At 71.2% G+C, this 14,739-nt stretch carries 14 protein-coding genes; 2 read left to right on the top strand and 12 right to left on the bottom strand.

The genetic code is table 11. The features are described from left to right. The first annotated feature begins 5 nt into the window (after positions 1–5). Positions 6–1,004, top strand: a complete 999-nt coding sequence (locus ABIE67_RS22335; RefSeq protein ID WP_370260243.1) for an anion permease — start codon at positions 6–8, stop codon at positions 1,002–1,004. Positions 1,005–1,277: 273 nt separating this feature from the next. On the opposite strand, the gene pstB is transcribed toward ABIE67_RS22335, so the two are convergent. From pstB to ABIE67_RS22280, 11 genes are all read right to left on the bottom strand, one after another. Beyond that, the gene (pstB, locus tag ABIE67_RS22330; protein ID WP_030050867.1) at positions 1,278–2,054 is read right to left on the bottom strand and encodes a phosphate ABC transporter ATP-binding protein PstB; all 777 of its coding nucleotides are present in this window, start codon (positions 2,052–2,054) and stop codon (positions 1,278–1,280) included. A 46-nt stretch (positions 2,055–2,100) separates the two neighbouring features. Further along, a complete protein-coding gene (gene pstA, locus ABIE67_RS22325) occupies positions 2,101–3,159 on the bottom strand; it encodes a phosphate ABC transporter permease PstA (protein ID WP_370260241.1) in 1,059 nt (352 codons plus the stop codon). Next, the gene (gene pstC / locus ABIE67_RS22320; protein ID WP_370260239.1) at positions 3,156–4,163 is read right to left on the bottom strand and encodes a phosphate ABC transporter permease subunit PstC; all 1,008 of its coding nucleotides are present in this window, start codon (positions 4,161–4,163) and stop codon (positions 3,156–3,158) included. The genes pstA and pstC overlap by 4 nt, the downstream gene beginning before the upstream one ends. 140 nt (positions 4,164–4,303) lie before the next feature. Continuing rightward, on the bottom strand, positions 4,304–5,428 hold the full coding sequence (gene pstS, locus ABIE67_RS22315; protein ID WP_370260235.1) for a phosphate ABC transporter substrate-binding protein PstS: 1,125 nt from the start codon (positions 5,426–5,428) through the stop codon (positions 4,304–4,306). A 246-nt stretch (positions 5,429–5,674) separates the two neighbouring features. Then, a complete protein-coding gene (locus ABIE67_RS22310) occupies positions 5,675–6,097 on the bottom strand; it encodes an NUDIX hydrolase (RefSeq protein ID WP_370260233.1) in 423 nt (140 codons plus the stop codon). A 42-nt stretch (positions 6,098–6,139) separates the two neighbouring features. Beyond that, positions 6,140–7,258 (bottom strand): CHAD domain-containing protein, encoded by a 1,119-nt coding sequence (locus ABIE67_RS22305; RefSeq protein ID WP_370260230.1) that lies wholly within the window; start codon positions 7,256–7,258, stop codon positions 6,140–6,142. Continuing rightward, a complete protein-coding gene (locus ABIE67_RS22300) occupies positions 7,239–9,473 on the bottom strand; it encodes an RNA degradosome polyphosphate kinase (protein WP_370260228.1) in 2,235 nt (744 codons plus the stop codon). Before ABIE67_RS22300 ends, ABIE67_RS22305 begins: the two co-directional genes overlap by 20 nt. 292 nt (positions 9,474–9,765) lie before the next feature. Next, positions 9,766–10,677, bottom strand: coding sequence for a hypothetical protein (locus tag ABIE67_RS22295; RefSeq protein ID WP_370260226.1), 912 nt, complete (start codon positions 10,675–10,677; stop codon positions 9,766–9,768). After that, complete coding sequence (locus tag ABIE67_RS22290; protein WP_370260224.1) at positions 10,674–11,678, bottom strand: ABC transporter permease; 1,005 nt, start codon at positions 11,676–11,678, stop codon at positions 10,674–10,676. Before ABIE67_RS22290 ends, ABIE67_RS22295 begins: the two co-directional genes overlap by 4 nt. Then, positions 11,675–12,562 carry an ABC transporter ATP-binding protein gene (locus ABIE67_RS22285; protein WP_370260222.1) on the bottom strand — a complete coding sequence of 296 codons (888 nt, stop codon included), beginning with the start codon at positions 12,560–12,562 and terminating at the stop codon, positions 11,675–11,677. Before ABIE67_RS22285 ends, ABIE67_RS22290 begins: the two co-directional genes overlap by 4 nt. Beyond that, the gene (locus tag ABIE67_RS22280; protein WP_370260220.1) at positions 12,559–12,963 is read right to left on the bottom strand and encodes a GntR family transcriptional regulator; all 405 of its coding nucleotides are present in this window, start codon (positions 12,961–12,963) and stop codon (positions 12,559–12,561) included. The genes ABIE67_RS22285 and ABIE67_RS22280 overlap by 4 nt, the downstream gene beginning before the upstream one ends. Positions 12,964–13,078: 115 nt before the next feature. On the opposite strand from ABIE67_RS22280, the gene ABIE67_RS22275 reads away from it, so the two are divergent. After that, the gene (locus tag ABIE67_RS22275; RefSeq protein WP_370260218.1) at positions 13,079–13,741 is read left to right on the top strand and encodes a hypothetical protein; all 663 of its coding nucleotides are present in this window, start codon (positions 13,079–13,081) and stop codon (positions 13,739–13,741) included. A gap of 4 nt (positions 13,742–13,745) precedes the next feature. On the opposite strand, the gene mshD is transcribed toward ABIE67_RS22275, so the two are convergent. Beyond that, a complete protein-coding gene (gene mshD / locus ABIE67_RS22270; protein WP_370260215.1) occupies positions 13,746–14,672 on the bottom strand; it encodes a mycothiol synthase in 927 nt (308 codons plus the stop codon). Positions 14,673–14,739 lie beyond the last annotated feature (67 nt).

Here is a 14,739-nt window from a genome sequence, read left to right as displayed (position 1 = left end):
CTCACATGGACACCTTCGCGCTGGTCGCGACCATCGGGGTCGCGCTCTTCTTCACGTACACCAACGGCTTCCACGACTCGGCGAACGCGATCGCGACGTCCGTGTCGACGCGGGCGCTGACGCCGCGGGCCGCGCTGGCGATGGCCGCGGTGATGAACCTCGGCGGCGCCTTTCTGGGGTCCGGGGTCGCCAAGACCGTCAGTGAGGGGCTGATCCAGACACCCGAGGGCTCGAAGGGGATGGGGATTCTGTTCGCGGCCCTGGTGGGCGCGATCACCTGGAATCTCGTCACCTGGTACTTCGGCCTTCCGTCCTCCTCCTCGCACGCGCTGTTCGGGGGCATGGTGGGGGCGGCGCTGGCCGGGGGGACCACGGTGTACTGGAGCGGGGTGCTGGAGAAGGTCGTCATCCCGATGTTCGTGTCGCCCGTCGTGGGGCTGTGCGCGGGCTACCTCGTGATGACGGCCATCATGTGGATCTTCCGGCGGGCCAATCCGCACAAGGCCAAGCGCGGGTTCCGGATCGCGCAGACCGTGTCGGCGGCCGGGATGGCGCTCGGACATGGTCTGCAGGACGCGCAGAAGACGATGGGCATCGTGGTGATGGCGCTGGTCATCGCCGATGTCGAGGACTACGGCGATCCCATTCCGGTGTGGGTCAAGATCGTGTGTGCCGTGATGCTGTCGCTGGGGACGTATGCCGGTGGGTGGCGGATCATGCGGACGCTGGGGCGGAAGATCATTGAGTTGGATCCGCCGCAGGGGTTCGCTGCGGAGACGACTGGCGCGTCGATCATGTTCACCACCGCCTTCCTCTTCAAGGCGCCGATCTCGACGACCCACGTCATCACCTCGGCGATCATGGGCGTCGGCGCGACGAAGCGGGTGAACGCCGTGCGGTGGGGCGTGGCCAAGAACATCGTCCTCGGGTGGTTCATCACGATGCCGGCGGCGGCGGTTGTCGCGGCTTGTGCGTTCGGCGTCGTGAAACTGGCGTTCCTGTAGCCGACCGGGTTTTCTCGCCCCCGCCGCCCCTGCCCGTCCCATCCCTTGAAGGGGCTCCGCCCCTTCGACCCCGCCAAGGGGCTTCGCCCCCTGGACCCCCGCTATCGGCCTTCGGCCTCGTCCTCAAACGCCGCACCGGCTGGAAGTGTGGCACCTCCTGGCAGTAGGCCGGCGCAGGCATCCCACACAGACGGGCCCGCCCCCCGGGAGCCGGGGGGCGGGCCCTTTATCTGCCTCGCGGTGGCACCGCCATGCAGCACCGCGAGGGGTCTGTCAGCCGAAGCGGCCGGAGATGTAGTCCTCGGTGGCCTGGACCGACGGGTTGGAGAAGATGCGCTCCGTGTCGTCGATCTCGATCAGCTTGCCGGGCTGGCCGACGGCCGCCAGGTTGAAGAAGGCGGTGCGGTCGGAGACACGGGCCGCCTGCTGCATGTTGTGCGTCACGATGACGATCGTGAAGCGTTCCTTCAGCTCGCCGATCAGGTCCTCGATGGCGAGGGTGGAGATCGGGTCCAGGGCGGAGCAGGGCTCGTCCATCAGCAGGACGTTCGGTTCCACGGCGATCGCCCGCGCGATGCACAGGCGCTGCTGCTGGCCACCCGACAGGCCCGAGCCGGGCTTGTTCAGGCGGTCCTTGACCTCGTTCCAGAGGTTCGCGCCCTTGAGAGACTTCTCGACGACGTCCTGCAGCTCGCTCTTCTTGTAGCTGCCGTTCAGGCGCAGGCCCGCCGCCACGTTGTCGAAGATCGACATCGTGGGGAACGGGTTCGGGCGCTGGAACACCATGCCGACCTCGCGGCGGACCGACACCGGGTCGATGCCGGGGCCGTACAGGTCCTCGTCGTCCAGCAACACCTTGCCTTCCACGCGGCCGCCCGACGTCACCTCGTGCATGCGGTTCAGCGTGCGCAGGAACGTCGACTTGCCGCAGCCGGAGGGGCCGATGAAGGCCGTCACCGAGCGGGGCTCGACCGTCATCGAGATGTCTTCTATCGCCTTGTGGGAGCCGTAGTAGGCGGTGAGCCCGCTTACGTCGATTCGCTTGGCCATGACTACTTCACTTCCAGAGTCTTCAGTCGGTCGCTGTATGGCCGCGTCAGCGACCGGTCTTCGGGGCCTTCCAGCGGGCGATGCCGCGGGCCACCAGGTTCAGGATCATCACGAAGGCGATCAGCGTGAGCGATGCCGCCCAGGCGCGGTCGTACGCCGCCGGTGACCCGGCGCTGTTCGCGTACTGCTGATAGATGTACAGCGGCAGTGACGCCTGCGCACCCTCGAAGGGGTTGGCGTTGATGAAGCTGTTGCCGAACACCAGCAGCAGCACCGGCGCGGTCTCACCGGTGATACGGGCGACCGCCAGCATGATGCCGGTCGTGATGCCGCCGATGGAGGTCGGTACGACCACCTTCAGGATGGTGCGCCACTTCGGGACGCCGAGCGCCAGGGAGGCCTCGCGCAGCTCGTTCGGGACGAGCTTGAGCATCTCCTCCGTGGAGCGGACCACCACCGGCATCATCAGGATCGCGAGCGCCAACGAACCGGCGAAGCCGAAGGGCTGCATCTCCAGCATCAGCATGAGGCTGAGGATGAACAGGCCCGCGACGATCGACGGGATACCCGTCATGACGTCGACGAAGAACGTGATGGACCGGGCGAGGTTCCCGCGGCCGTACTCCACCAGGTAGATCGCGGTGAGCACGCCGACCGGCGCGGCGATCAGGGTGGCGAGGCCGACCTGCTCCAGGGTGCCGAGGATGGCGTGGTAGATGCCGCCGCCCGGCTCGGAGTCGGCGACCACACCCATGGAGTGGGTCAGGAAGTAGACGTCGAGGACCTTTATGCCGCGCTCCACGGTCTCCCAGATCAGGGAGACCAGCGGGACGACGGCGAGCAGGAAGGCCACCCAGACCAGGGACGTGGCGATGCGGTCCTTGGCCTGGCGGCCGCCCTCGACGCGGGCGGCGATGACGTACGTGGAGAGGACGAAGAGGATGCCCGCGATCAGGCCCCACTGGACGCGGCTGTCCAGGCCGGCGCCCAGGCCGATGCCGACCGCGACGGCGACGGAGCCGGCCGCGATGGCGTACGGGGCCCACTTGGGCAGGCGGGCGCCTTGCAGGGTGCTGGGACGCTTGTCGGCGATGGCGGTGCTCATGCGTTGGCCCCCGAGTACTCCTTGCGGCGGGCGATGATCGCGCGGGCCGCGCCGTTGACCAGCAGGGTGATGACGAACAGGACCAGACCGGAGGCGATCAGCGCGTCACGCCCGAACGGGGACGCCTCACCGAACTTGCTGGCGATGTTCTGGGCGAAGGTGCCGCCGCCCGGGTTGAGCAGGCTGAGGTGGATGTCGAAGTCGGGGGAGAGCACGGTGGCCACGGCCATCGTCTCGCCGAGGGCGCGGCCGAGGCCGAGCATCGAGGCGGAGATGACGCCGGAGCGGCCGAAGGGGAGGACCGCCATGCGGATGACCTCCCAGCGGGTGGCGCCGAGCGCCAGGGCCGCCTCCTCGTGCATCTGCGGGACCTGGCGGAAGACCTCGCGGCTCACGTTGGTGATGATCGGCAGGATCATGATCGCGAGCAGGATGCCGACCGTCAGCATCGAGCGGGCGGGGCCGTCGTCCCAGGAGAAGATGCCGGTCCAGCCGAAGTAGCTGTCCAGCCAGCCGAAGAGGCCGTTCATCTGCGGTACGAGGACCAGGGCGCCCCACAGGCCGTACACGATGGAGGGCACGGCGGCGAGCAGGTCGATCACGTACGCGATGGGGCCGCCGAGCTTGCGCGGGGCGTAGTGCGTGATGAACAGCGCGATGGCGACGGCGATCGGGACCGCGATGAACATGGCGATGATCGAGGAGACGATCGTGCCGTAGACGAGGACCGCGATGCCGAACTTCGGCGGGACCGCGCTGGTGTTCCACTCGAAGGCGGTGAGGAAGTTGGCCTCGTCCTTGCTGATCGCGAGGGTGGCGCGGTAGGTGAGGAAGACCGCGATGGCGGCCATGATCACCAGCAGGAAAATGCCCGAGCCGCGGGAGAGACCGAGGAAGATCCGGTCACCGGGTCGGGTGGCGCCACGGGCCGCGCGCTTCTGCTCGGCGTTCGCGGGTGGTGGGGTGGGGGGAGGAGTCTGAGTGCTCTGGGTAGATATGTCCATCGGGTTCTCCGGTCTGCGGAGTCGCACGCGGTCTGCGGCGGCTCGGTGGAGCCGTATGTGACGTACGGCTCCGGGCGGCGGTGCACCGGACGATGCGGTCCGGTCCGGGTTTTTCAGGTCCGGACCGGGCCGCACTCAGGTCAGCTCAGGCCATCGATGGTCTTACGGACCTGGGAGATGATCTCCTCAGGCATCGGGGCGTAGTCGTTCTCCGTGAGGATCTTCTGGCCGTCCTCGGAGGCGATGTAGCGCAGGAACGCCTTGGTGCCGGCGAGGGTGTCGGACTTGTTGCCCTTGTCGCAGACGATCTCGTACGTCACCAGGGTGATCGGGTAGGCGCCGTCGGCCTTGGTGGCGTAGTCCAGCTCCAGCGCCATGTCCTTGCCGGTGCCGACGCGCTTGGCGGCGGCGATCATCTTGGTGGCGTTGGCGACGTTGGCCTCGACCGGAGCGGCGGCACCGGTGTCGATCTGGACCGCGTTGATGCCGTCCTTGGCGTACGACAGCTCCATGTAGCTGATGGCGCCGGAGGTCTGCTTGACCTGCTGGGCGACACCGGAGGAGCCGGAGGCGGACTGGCCGCCCTTGGCCTGCCAGGCCTTGCCGCCCTCGTAGGGCCACTCGGACTTGGCGGTGGCGATCAGGTACTTGGTGAAGTTGTCCGTGGTGCCCGACTCGTCGGAGCGGTGGAACGCCTGGATCTTCAGGTCGGGAAGCTTCGCGTCGGGGTTCAGCTTCGCGATCGCCGGGTCGTTCCAGTTCTTGATCTTGTCGTTGAAGATCTTGGCGAGGGTCGGCGCGTCCAGGACCAGGTTCTCGACACCCGGGACGTTGTAACCGACCGCGATCGGGCCGCCGACCATCGGGAGGTCGATGCCCTGGCCGCCGGAGCAGACCTTCTTGGAGGCGGCGATCTCCTCCTCGTCCAGCGCGGAGTCGGAGCCGGCGAAGGCGACCTGGCCCTGCGTGAAGGCGGTGACGCCGGCGCCGGAGCCGCCGCCCTTGTAGTTGATCTGCACGCCGTTGCAGGCAGCGGTGAACTGCTTGACCCAGGCGTCGATCGCGTTCTTCTGCGCGGAGGAGCCGTCGGCGAGCAGCTGGCCCGAGGCGTCGTCACACTTGATGTTGCCGGCCGCGGCGGTGGCGGAGGCGTCGCCGCTGCTGTTGCCGGTTTCGTCGGAGCCGCACGCCGTGAGGGCCAGGGCGCCGGAGACGGCGAGAGCGCCGAGAGCGAGAGCCCGCCGGTTCTTGCGCTGAAGCTTCACTTGAGGGAGTTCCTTCCAGGAGCCGCCGTCCTGAATTCGGCGGCGTGCGAAGAATGGGCGATGCGGACGTGTCCCGTCGGGCGCGGTCCGTCATCGTGCAAGGCTGAAATTAGGCAGAACAGGTGAAGGCGCCGAAGGCCGTAAATGAACGAGGGGTGAACCCCTGGGGACGGTGCGGTGAGGTCACGGAACGCTCACGTTGAGGACACGGGTGCGTTCCGAGACTTTGTGGGGGGATGGTGCGGACTATGCCAGGCGCAGCGACGCCAGCAGGGCGTCCACGAGTGAGCGGTCTCTCGGCTGGGTCAGACGGCTGCGGGCGGCCGTGGGGGAGAGCCACAGCAGGCGGTCCACCTCGGTGCCCGGGGTGAAGGACCCGGAACCCGCCTCGGCCGCCCAGTAGCGGACCTCCTTGGGGCGGCCGTTGGCCAGATAACGCAGGGTCGGCAGCTCGGCGCCGGGCTGGGCGGAGTGCCCCGTCTCCTCCGCGACCTCGCGCAGCGCACCGGCCAGATGGTCCTCGCCGCGCTTCAGCTTGCCCTTGGGGTGGGACCAGTCGTCGTATTTCGGCCGGTGGATCAGGCATATCTCCAGCTCACCGTGGACCGGTGAACGCCGCCACAGGACGCAGCCGGCCGCCTGGACGGTGAGGTCGTTCGCGTGCGTCACCGGGGATGCCTCCTTCTGCGGGTGGGCCTGTTCCGGGGGTGCCTAGGGCGTGCCCACCGTCTGCCGCTGCCAGGACTGCTGGAACGCGAACCGCGCCGCCTCCACCTCGTGCCGCTGGTCGGCGTGCAGCACGCCGAGGGCGTACGCCGTCGCCGGGGCGATCCGCGGGGTGCGGGCCGCCTGGGCCGCGGCGGCCGCCGCCTCGGAGGCGTCGCGGTGCCGGTTGAGGGACTGGCCGGCCGCCAGCAGCCGTACGTCCACCGGGTCGGTGTCGCCGTGCAGGGCCTCGCGGGCGTAGCGGTGCAGGCGCAGCAGCAGGCGGACCTGGTGCCAGGGCGCGTCCTGCGGATGCGGGGCCGGGTCCGGGGAGAGGCCGTGGATCAGCGCCTCCGCGTTGTAGGGGTGGCCCGCGGTCACCAGCGGCAGCGCGGTCACCGCGTCGGTGAGCCGCTCCTCGGCGGCGGCCGCGAGGGGCCGCAGGTCCACCGTGGCCGCGGCCGGGGTGAGGGGGACCTCGCTGGCCAGTACGGCGATGTGGTCGGCCACGGCGTGGAACCGGGAGGAGCCGAGGGCCTGGAGGGCGGTGCTGTGCGCCCGGGTCCGGGCGAGGGTGAGCTGGCGGTCGAGCAGGGCACCCGCCTTGGCCGCCCCCACGGTGAGGTTGCCGCGGTCGGGGGTGGCCGTCGCGTGGGCCGGGTGACCGGCGGGCGACGGTGCCCCTTTCTGCGGAGCGGGGACCGCGCCGGGGTTGCCGTTCAGGTCGGTGAGTTCGACGACGCCCGCCTGCGCCGGCAGCACCGTGGCCCCCGACAGCCGGTGCAGCGCAAGGAGCAGGCGTTCCAGGCGGGCCGCGTACGCGTGTTCCATGGCCAGCGTGCCCGAGACCCAGGCCAGTTCGGGGCGGATGGCCTCCGACCAGTCGGTGTCGAGCAGGGGGCGGAACGTGTGCAGGCTGGCGCTGATGCGGCGGGCCGAGCGGCGCAGCGCCCGGGCCGCGTCGACGGACTCCTCCGAGCCGCCCGCCGCCCCCGCACCGGTCTCCCGGTGCAGGCGCAGGGCTCGGAGGAACTCCGTGGCCTGGGCGCGCAGGTAACCCGCGAGGGCCTCCCCGGTCACCGCCCCGGCCGTGGGGTCCGTCGGATCAAGGTGTTGCTGTGCCACGCCGGCGCCTCCGGGCGTCTATGAGCATCTCCTGGACGTTGCGCAGGGGCTGGCCTTCCGCGTCCGTCGCGTGCCGGGTCCACTCGCCGTCCGGGCCGAGGTGCCAGGACGCGGTGGTGTCGGACATACCGGTCTCCAGGAGCCGGTTGAGCGCGGCGCGGTGGGCCGGGTCGGTGACCCTGACCAGGGCTTCGATACGGCGGTCGAGGTTGCGGTGCATCATGTCGGCGCTGCCGATCCACACCTCGGGTTCGCCGCCGTTGCCGAAGCCGAAGACCCGGGAGTGTTCGAGGAAGCGGCCGAGGACCGAGCGGACGCGGATGTTCTCCGACAGCCCTGCCACGCCCGGGCGGATCGCGCAGATGCCGCGGACCCAGATGTCGACCGGCACGCCCGCCTGGGACGCGGCGTAGCAGGCGTCGATGAGCGCCTCGTCGACGATCGAGTTGGCCTTGATGCGGACATGGGCGGGACGCCCGGCACGGTGGTGCTGGACCTCCTTGTTGATCCGCGAGATCAGACCGTCGCGCAGGGACTTGGGGGCCACGAGCAGCCGGCGGTACGTCTCCCGGCGCGAGTAGCCGGACAGCCGGTTGAACAGGTCGGACAGGTCGGCGCCCACCTGCGGGTCGGCGGTGAGCAGGCCCAGGTCCTCGTAGAGCCGTGCCGTCTTGGGGTGGTAGTTGCCGGTGCCGACGTGGCTGTAGCGCCGTAGCGTCTCGCCCTCCTGGCGGACCACCAGCGACAGCTTGCAGTGGGTCTTCAGGCCGACGAGGCCGTAGACGACATGGCAGCCGGCCTCCTCCAGCTTGCGCGCCCACTTGATGTTGGCGTGCTCGTCGAAGCGGGCCTTGATCTCGACCAGCACGAGGACCTGCTTGCCGGCCTCGGCGGCGTCGATGAGCGCGTTGACTATGGGGGAGTCGCCGGACGTGCGGTACAGGGTCTGCTTGATCGCGAGGACGTCCGGGTCGTCGGCCGCCTGCTCCAGGAACGCCTGCACGGAGGTGGAGAAGGAGTCGTACGGGTGGTGGAGGAGGACGTCGCGGTTGCGCAGCGCGGCGAAGATGTCCGGCGCGGACGCCGACTCGACCTCGGCGAGATCGCGATGGGTGCCCGCGACGAACTTCGGGTACTTCAGCTCGGGCCGGTCGATGGAGGCGATGCGGAAGAGGCCCGTGAGGTCCAGGGGGCCGGTCAGCGGGTAGACCTCGGCCTCGCTGATCTTCAGCTCGCGCACCAGCAGGTCCAGGACCTCCTGGTTGATGTTCTCCTCGACCTCCAGGCGCACCGGCGGCCCGAAGCGGCGCCGCATGAGTTCCTTCTCCAGGGCCTGGAGGAGGTTCTCGGTGTCGTCCTCCTCGACCTCCAGGTCCTCGTTGCGGGTGACCCGGAAGGCGTGGTGCTCCAGGACCTCCATGCCCGGGAACAGCTCCTCCAGGTGCGCGGCGATCACGTCCTCCAGCGGGACGAACCGGCCGGGGGAGGCCTCCAGGAAGCGGGAGAGCAGCGGCGGCACCTTGACGCGGGCGAAGTGCGGGGTGCCGGTGACGGGGTTGCGGACCCGTACGGCCAGGTTCAGGGAGAGCCCGGAGATGTACGGGAAGGGGTGCGCCGGGTCGACCGCCAGCGGGGTGAGGACCGGGAAGATCTGGTGCCGGAAGAGCGTGAAGAGGCGGGCCTGCTCCTTCTCCGTCAGCTCGTTCCAGCGGACCAGGTGGATGCCCTCCTCCGCGAGCGCGGGGGCGACGTCCTCGTGGTAGCAGGCGGCGTGCCGGGCCATCAGCTCGCGGGAGCGGGCCCAGATCATCTCCAGGACCTCGCGGGGCTGGAGGCCGGACGCGGACCGGGTGGCGACACCGGTGGCGATACGGCGCTTCAGACCGGCCACGCGGACCATGAAGAACTCGTCCAGGTTGCTCGCGAAGATCGCCAGGAAGTTCGCCCGTTCGAGGAGCGGGGTGTTCGGGTCCTCGGCGAGTTCGAGGACCCGCTCGTTGAACGCGAGCCAGCTGCGCTCCCGGTCCAGGAACCGGCCCTGGGGCAGCTGGACACCTTCGATCTCGGTGACCTCGTACGCGTCGAGGTCGGCGTCGATGTCCGGTTCCAGATCGGAGACGACCGCCGAGACCGTGTGCGGACGGTGCGCCGCTATGGAGCCCACGGAGGGCTGCGGGTGCTGGACCTGTGCCTGGGCGTTGGAGGACTGGCTCATGTGCCCATTGTTCCGCGTCGCGAGCATTACGGGCGCGTCGGAAGCGGCGGGCGGGAGCTTGATCGGGAGGCGACGGGCGTCCCCGTTCCCCGCGGTCCCCTCGGGGGGCGGCGAAGGCTCTGGCACGGCGGGCGTCATTGGCTGAGCGTCGCAAGCCCGTCTGAACCAATGGTTACGGAGACATGGCGCGTGGGATAGCGGGGGGCGGCTCGCGGGCGACTACGTGACGGGCCGTCGGTCCGGTCCGTACGTCCCTCCCCCCGTGGAGGGACGTACGGACCGGGGTCCGGGGTCACGGCATCCGGCGGCGCAGCAGCCCGAACGCGGCGAGGGTCGCGACAGCGGCGACGGCGAGAAGGATGCCGGTCTCGACGTACTGGAGGGGCCAGAAGTGGGACCGGGGGTGGTACGTCGCCCGGGTGAGGCCGTCGTTCCAGCCCATCTGCCAGGCCGAGCGGGGCGGCTCGAAGCCGCCCGCTTCGACACGGGTGACCGTGGGCCGGAGGTCCTCGCGGTAGCGGTCCAGCACGTTGTAGAGGACGAGCGCGGCCGCGAAGCCGACGCCGGCGGCGGGCAGGGCCCGGCGGCACACCAGCCCGGCGAGCGCGCCGAGGGCCAGGCCCGCCAGGGCGTACGCGACGGCCGCCGGTCCGGTGCCGATGAAGACGTCCGAGTAGTACCAGTCACCGACCAGGTTCGGGTTGTCGTCCCCTCGTGCCCAGAGGTTCACCAGGACCAGGGCGCCGGTGCCGGACGCGAGGAGGACGGCCGGGACGGCGAGCTTGGCGGCCAGCCAGCGGGCAGGGGTGACGGACTGGGCCCAGGCGAGCTGTGCGGTGCCGCTCTCCAGCTCGCGGCCGATCAGCGCGCCGCCCGCCCAGGCGGCCACCGGGAAGACCAGATAGGAGAGGGCCGTGGTGATCAGGGCGATGCCGCTGCTGTACGTCTCGTCGGCGGTGATCGCGTTGACCGCCGTGCACGAGGGCAGCCGGTCGGTGGCCGGGACGGCGCACGCGCTCGCGCCCCGGCGGGCGTCGTCCGCGAGGGCGTACATCCAGATCAGGCAGCCCGTCGCGGCGGTCAGGGCCAGACCCCAGAAGACCAGGGCCGTGCGGTGCACCCGCAGCACGGCCCAGACCAGGCCGCTCGGCCCGCGCGGGGTGCGGGCGGCCGGGGCGGTGGCGGCGGTGAGGGCGGCGGTCATACGGCGGCTCCGGTACGGCGCTTCAGCAACCGGAAGGCGATCAGGACCAGCAGGGCCGCGACGGCGAGGACGATGCCCGTCTCCACCAGTTGCAGGGGCCAGAAGTGGGAGGACGGGTGGTAGTCGCGGTAGAAGCCGACGATGTCGTGCTCGGCGAGGCACTTGGTGTCGTCGACGCAGATGGGGTCCGGGACGCGGGCGCCGGTGGAGGTGAGGGCGCCCTCGTCGACGACCATGCCGATGTACGGCGGGTACTCGTTCTTGTTCGTGAGCGTCTCCAGCGGCCACAGGTACGGCCGCAGGGTGCCGAGCACGGTCGTCAGGAGCGCCAGGCCGACGACCGCCAGGCCGAGCGCGGGCAGGGCGCGGCGCTGGAGCAGACCGGCCAGGACGCCGACGGCGAGGCCGAGGAGGGCGTACGAGGTGGCGACGGTGCCGTTGGCCTCGAAGGTGGTGCCCTCGTACCAGCTCCGTGAGCCCATCGCCGCCCGCAGCGGACCGTCCGCCGACCACAGCATGCGGTGCAGCAGCGTGAGCACGAGCATGCCTGAGGCGAGCAGGGCGGCCGGGACGGCGAGCTTGGCGGCGAGCCAGCGGGCCGGGGAGACGGACTGCGTCCACGCCAACTGGGCGGTCCCGCTCTCCAGTTCGCGCCCGATGAGGGCGGCGCCCGCCCAGGCGGCGGTGAGGAACGGCACGAGACCGAGGATTCCGGTGCCGATGCCTACGACGGTGTCGTACCGGCTGTAGGCGGGGCCGACCAAGTCGCAGCCCAGGCCCGGTTCCGTCGTCGAACCGCACCCCGTCTCGTGGTACTCGGCCCAGGCGGCGTCCGCGCCCGGCCCGTACGCCCACAGCAGCGCTCCCGCACCGGCGACGACGAGCAGCACCCAGAACCACAGCGCCCAGCGGTGCAGCCGCAGCATCGCCCAGAGCAGGCCGCGCGGGCCCCGGGAGGACGCGACGGCGGTGGACGTCTCGATGGTCGTCACGGCGGTCATACGGCGGCCTCCCGCACGTCGTCGAGGCGGAGGGCCGGGGCCTCGGGGGCCCGCAGGTGGGCCAGGACCAGCTCCTCCAGGGTCGGGGCGGTGGCCTGCCAGCCGTCGCCGAGGGGGCCCTCGGGCCGTACGAGTGCGGTGACCTGACGCCCTGTCGTGCGGGACTCGACGACGGTGTGCGGGTCGAGGGACGCGTCGGTCCGGCCCGTGACGAGGCGGTGCGCGGCGAGCAGGTCGTCCAGCGGGCCGGCGAGGCGGACGCGGCCGGCGCCGAGCAGCAGGAGGTGGTCGCAGGCGCCGTCCAGTTCGGCCACGACGTGCGAGGACATGACAACCGTGGTGCCGTGATCGGCGGCGTCGGCCATGAGCGCCGCCATCAGCTGGTGCCGGGCGAGCGGGTCGAGGTCGGCCATCGGCTCGTCCAGGAGCAGCAGTTCGGGGCGCTTGCCGAGGGCGAGCGCGAGGGCGACGCGGGTGCGCTGGCCGCCGGAGAGCGTGCGGATCCTCGCGTCCGGGGCGAGGTCGCCCTCGGCGACGATCCGCGCGGCGACCCGGTCGTCCCAGCGGCGCGGGTTCAGCTCGCGGCCCAGGCGCAGGGTGTCGGCGACGGTGAGCTGGGGGTGCAGGGGCTTGTCCTGGGCGACATGGGCGAGCCGCTCGCGGACGGCCGCGGGGGCCTGGCCGAGGACGGTGAGCGTGCCCTCGGTGGGCCGCAGCAGTCCGGCGGCGAGGGAGAGCAGCGTCGACTTGCCCGCGCCGTTCGGCCCGACCACGGCGCACACGCTGCCCGCCGGGAGCCGGAAGGCGCAGCCGTCCAGCGCGGCTGTGCGGCGTCGCCCGAACCTCCTGGTCAGCGCGGCCGCCTCGATGGCGGTCTCGGTCATGAGTCGTCCCCCTTGAAGTGCGTGTCCTGCTTGAAGTGCGTGTCCAGCACGGACACGAAGAGCGCGTCCACGTCGTCGCGTTCCAGCCCGGCCTCGCGGGCCCGCAGGGCCCACGCGTCCAGTTCGCTGCGCAGTGGCGAGTCCGCCGGTGCGGTGTTCAGTCCGCGCCGCACGAATGTCCCGAGCCCCCGGCGTGCCTCGACCAGCCCCTCGCGTTCCAGTTCGCGATAGGCCTTGAGGACGGTGTTGGGGTTGATGGCTGTCGCCTCGACGACCTCGCGGGCCGTGGGCAGTTTGTCGCCCGGCTCCAACAGGCCCAGGCGCAGCGCCTGTTTGGTCTGCTGGACGATCTGCACATAGGTGGCGACGCCGGAGCGCCGGTCGATGCGGTACTCGACCATCCGTTCCACCACCCTTTCACTAATTGAGTAGTGAAAGGGTGGTGGAAGGTCCCCCTGAGTGTCAAGTCCAACGGGGGTACGGTGGCCGGACCCTGAGCTGTGGGAGTTCGTGGACATGCCGGATGTGCGCGTGGTCGCCGTCGACGTGGGCTCCGTGCGGACCGGGTCCTTCGCCTGGGCCGCGGTCGACGTACCGGGGGAGACGCTCGCCGGACACGGGAGCGACCCGGCGACGGCGGTCGAGGCGGTCACCGCTGCGCTGACGGGCGGGGCCGGCGCGGTGCTGGCGCTGGAGGCGCCGATGTCCGTGCCCGTGCCGGAGGACTGGAACCTGCTCGGGAAAGGGCGCACGGGGGAGGGGAACCGGGCCTGGTCGGCGAGCGCGGGAGCCGGGGCGCTCGGGACGGGCCTCGTACAGGGGGCCTGGATGCTGTCGGAACTCGGCCGGGCGGTGCCCGGGCTGTCGGTCACGACTCAGGTGCGGCGGTGGGGCGGCGGCGCGAGGGACGGCGCCCGGCTGCTGCTCGTGGAGGCCTTCGTGTCGGGGGCCGGGAAACCGGTGGCCACCGAGCTGGGGCAGCACGCCGCCGACGCCGAGGCGGCGGCACGCGCGGTGGCGCAGCGGCTGACCGGCGCGGGCCACTCCGACGTGGAGTGCGCACCGCAGCGCGCGTTCAACCTGCTGGCCGCGCAGGCCCGGTGGGCCGGACTCGACATCGCGGACGACGAACAGACGCTGGACGTCCTCGTGGTCCGCGCCCGGCCCGTCGCGCGCTGACCGCTCAGGTCTCCGCGCGGTACATCAGGTCCGTCTCGTACGTCGTGAACCCGAGCCGCTCGTACACCGACACCGCCGCCTTGTTGTCGGCGTCGACGTAGAGCATCGCCGTGGGCAGCCCCTGGGCCGCCAGGTGCCGCAGCCCGATCGTGGTCAGGGCCTTGCCCAGGCCGCCGCCCTGCGCCCCCGGGCGCACTCCGAGGACGTACACCTCGCCGAGCCCCTCCTCCGCGTGGACCTTCGTCCAGTGGAAGCCGACGAGCTCGCCGTCACGTTCCGCCAGGAAGAACCCCGCCGGGTCGAACCACGACTCGGCCTTGCGGTCGTCGAGGTCGCGCTGGGTGAGGGAGCCCTGCTCGGGGTGGTGGGCGAAGGCGGCGGCGTTCACCGCGAGCCAGGCCGCGTCGTCCTGGCCGGGCGCGAAGGTGCGGACCGTCACGCCCTCGGGGAGCACCGGATCCGGCAGCGCCAGGTCCGCCAACGGGCGGCGCATCTGGCGCAGTTCGCGGAACAGGGTGAGGCCGAGGACCTGGGAGAGGTGGCGGGCGGCGGAGTGGCCGCCGTGGGCCCACACCCGCAGCCGCTTGCCGGACGCGCCGAGGAGGGCCGAGCCCAGCGCGCGGCCGTGCCCGTGGCCGCGGTGCGCGGGGTGGACGACCAGTTCGGCGGCCGGGGCCTCCACCGGGTCGGTGTCCTCCAGCTGGGCGTAGCCGACGAGTTCGCCGGCGACGTCCAGGAGCAGATGCGAGACGCCCTCGCGCTCGCCCCCGCGCAGCTGGAGCCGCCCCTGCTCGGACACCGCCTGCTGCCCGTCGTTCCGGGCGGCCTCCGCGAGCAGCTCCAGTACGGCCTCGGTCTGCTCCGGGGAGAGCGCGGAGTGGGTCTCGATGGAACGGGTCGGGAGGGGGTGTGCGGTGTCGTCGCTGGTCATGCGTACGAGGGTAAGGGGCGGTTCGGGCAAAGTCCCGGCACAGAAGCAATCAAGGTGTAACCAGGAA

Source organism: Streptomyces sp. V4I8 (assembly GCF_041261225.1).
Lineage (GTDB): Bacteria > Actinomycetota > Actinomycetes > Streptomycetales > Streptomycetaceae > Streptomyces.
The sequence above is the reverse complement of the archived record's forward strand: the minus strand, read 5'-3'. Positions and strand labels throughout refer to the sequence as shown.

What these genes read in the sequence shown, in the direction of transcription:
- ABIE67_RS22335 (WP_370260243.1), top strand. Translation starts at nt 6, where the DNA reads ATGGACACCTTCGCGCTGGTCGCGACCATCGGGGTCGCGCTCTTCTTC.
- pstB (WP_030050867.1), bottom strand. Translation starts at nt 2,054, where the DNA reads ATGGCCAAGCGAATCGACGTAAGCGGGCTCACCGCCTACTACGGCTCC.
- pstA (WP_370260241.1), bottom strand. Translation starts at nt 3,159, where the DNA reads ATGAGCACCGCCATCGCCGACAAGCGTCCCAGCACCCTGCAAGGCGCC.
- pstC (WP_370260239.1), bottom strand. Translation starts at nt 4,163, where the DNA reads ATGGACATATCTACCCAGAGCACTCAGACTCCTCCCCCCACCCCACCA.
- ABIE67_RS22300 (WP_370260228.1), bottom strand. Translation starts at nt 9,473, where the DNA reads ATGAGCCAGTCCTCCAACGCCCAGGCACAGGTCCAGCACCCGCAGCCC.
- ABIE67_RS22295 (WP_370260226.1), bottom strand. Translation starts at nt 10,677, where the DNA reads ATGACCGCCGCCCTCACCGCCGCCACCGCCCCGGCCGCCCGCACCCCG.
- ABIE67_RS22290 (WP_370260224.1), bottom strand. Translation starts at nt 11,678, where the DNA reads ATGACCGCCGTGACGACCATCGAGACGTCCACCGCCGTCGCGTCCTCC.
- ABIE67_RS22285 (WP_370260222.1), bottom strand. Translation starts at nt 12,562, where the DNA reads ATGACCGAGACCGCCATCGAGGCGGCCGCGCTGACCAGGAGGTTCGGG.
- ABIE67_RS22280 (WP_370260220.1), bottom strand. Translation starts at nt 12,963, where the DNA reads ATGGTCGAGTACCGCATCGACCGGCGCTCCGGCGTCGCCACCTATGTG.
- ABIE67_RS22275 (WP_370260218.1), top strand. Translation starts at nt 13,079, where the DNA reads ATGCCGGATGTGCGCGTGGTCGCCGTCGACGTGGGCTCCGTGCGGACC.
- mshD (WP_370260215.1), bottom strand. Translation starts at nt 14,672, where the DNA reads ATGACCAGCGACGACACCGCACACCCCCTCCCGACCCGTTCCATCGAG.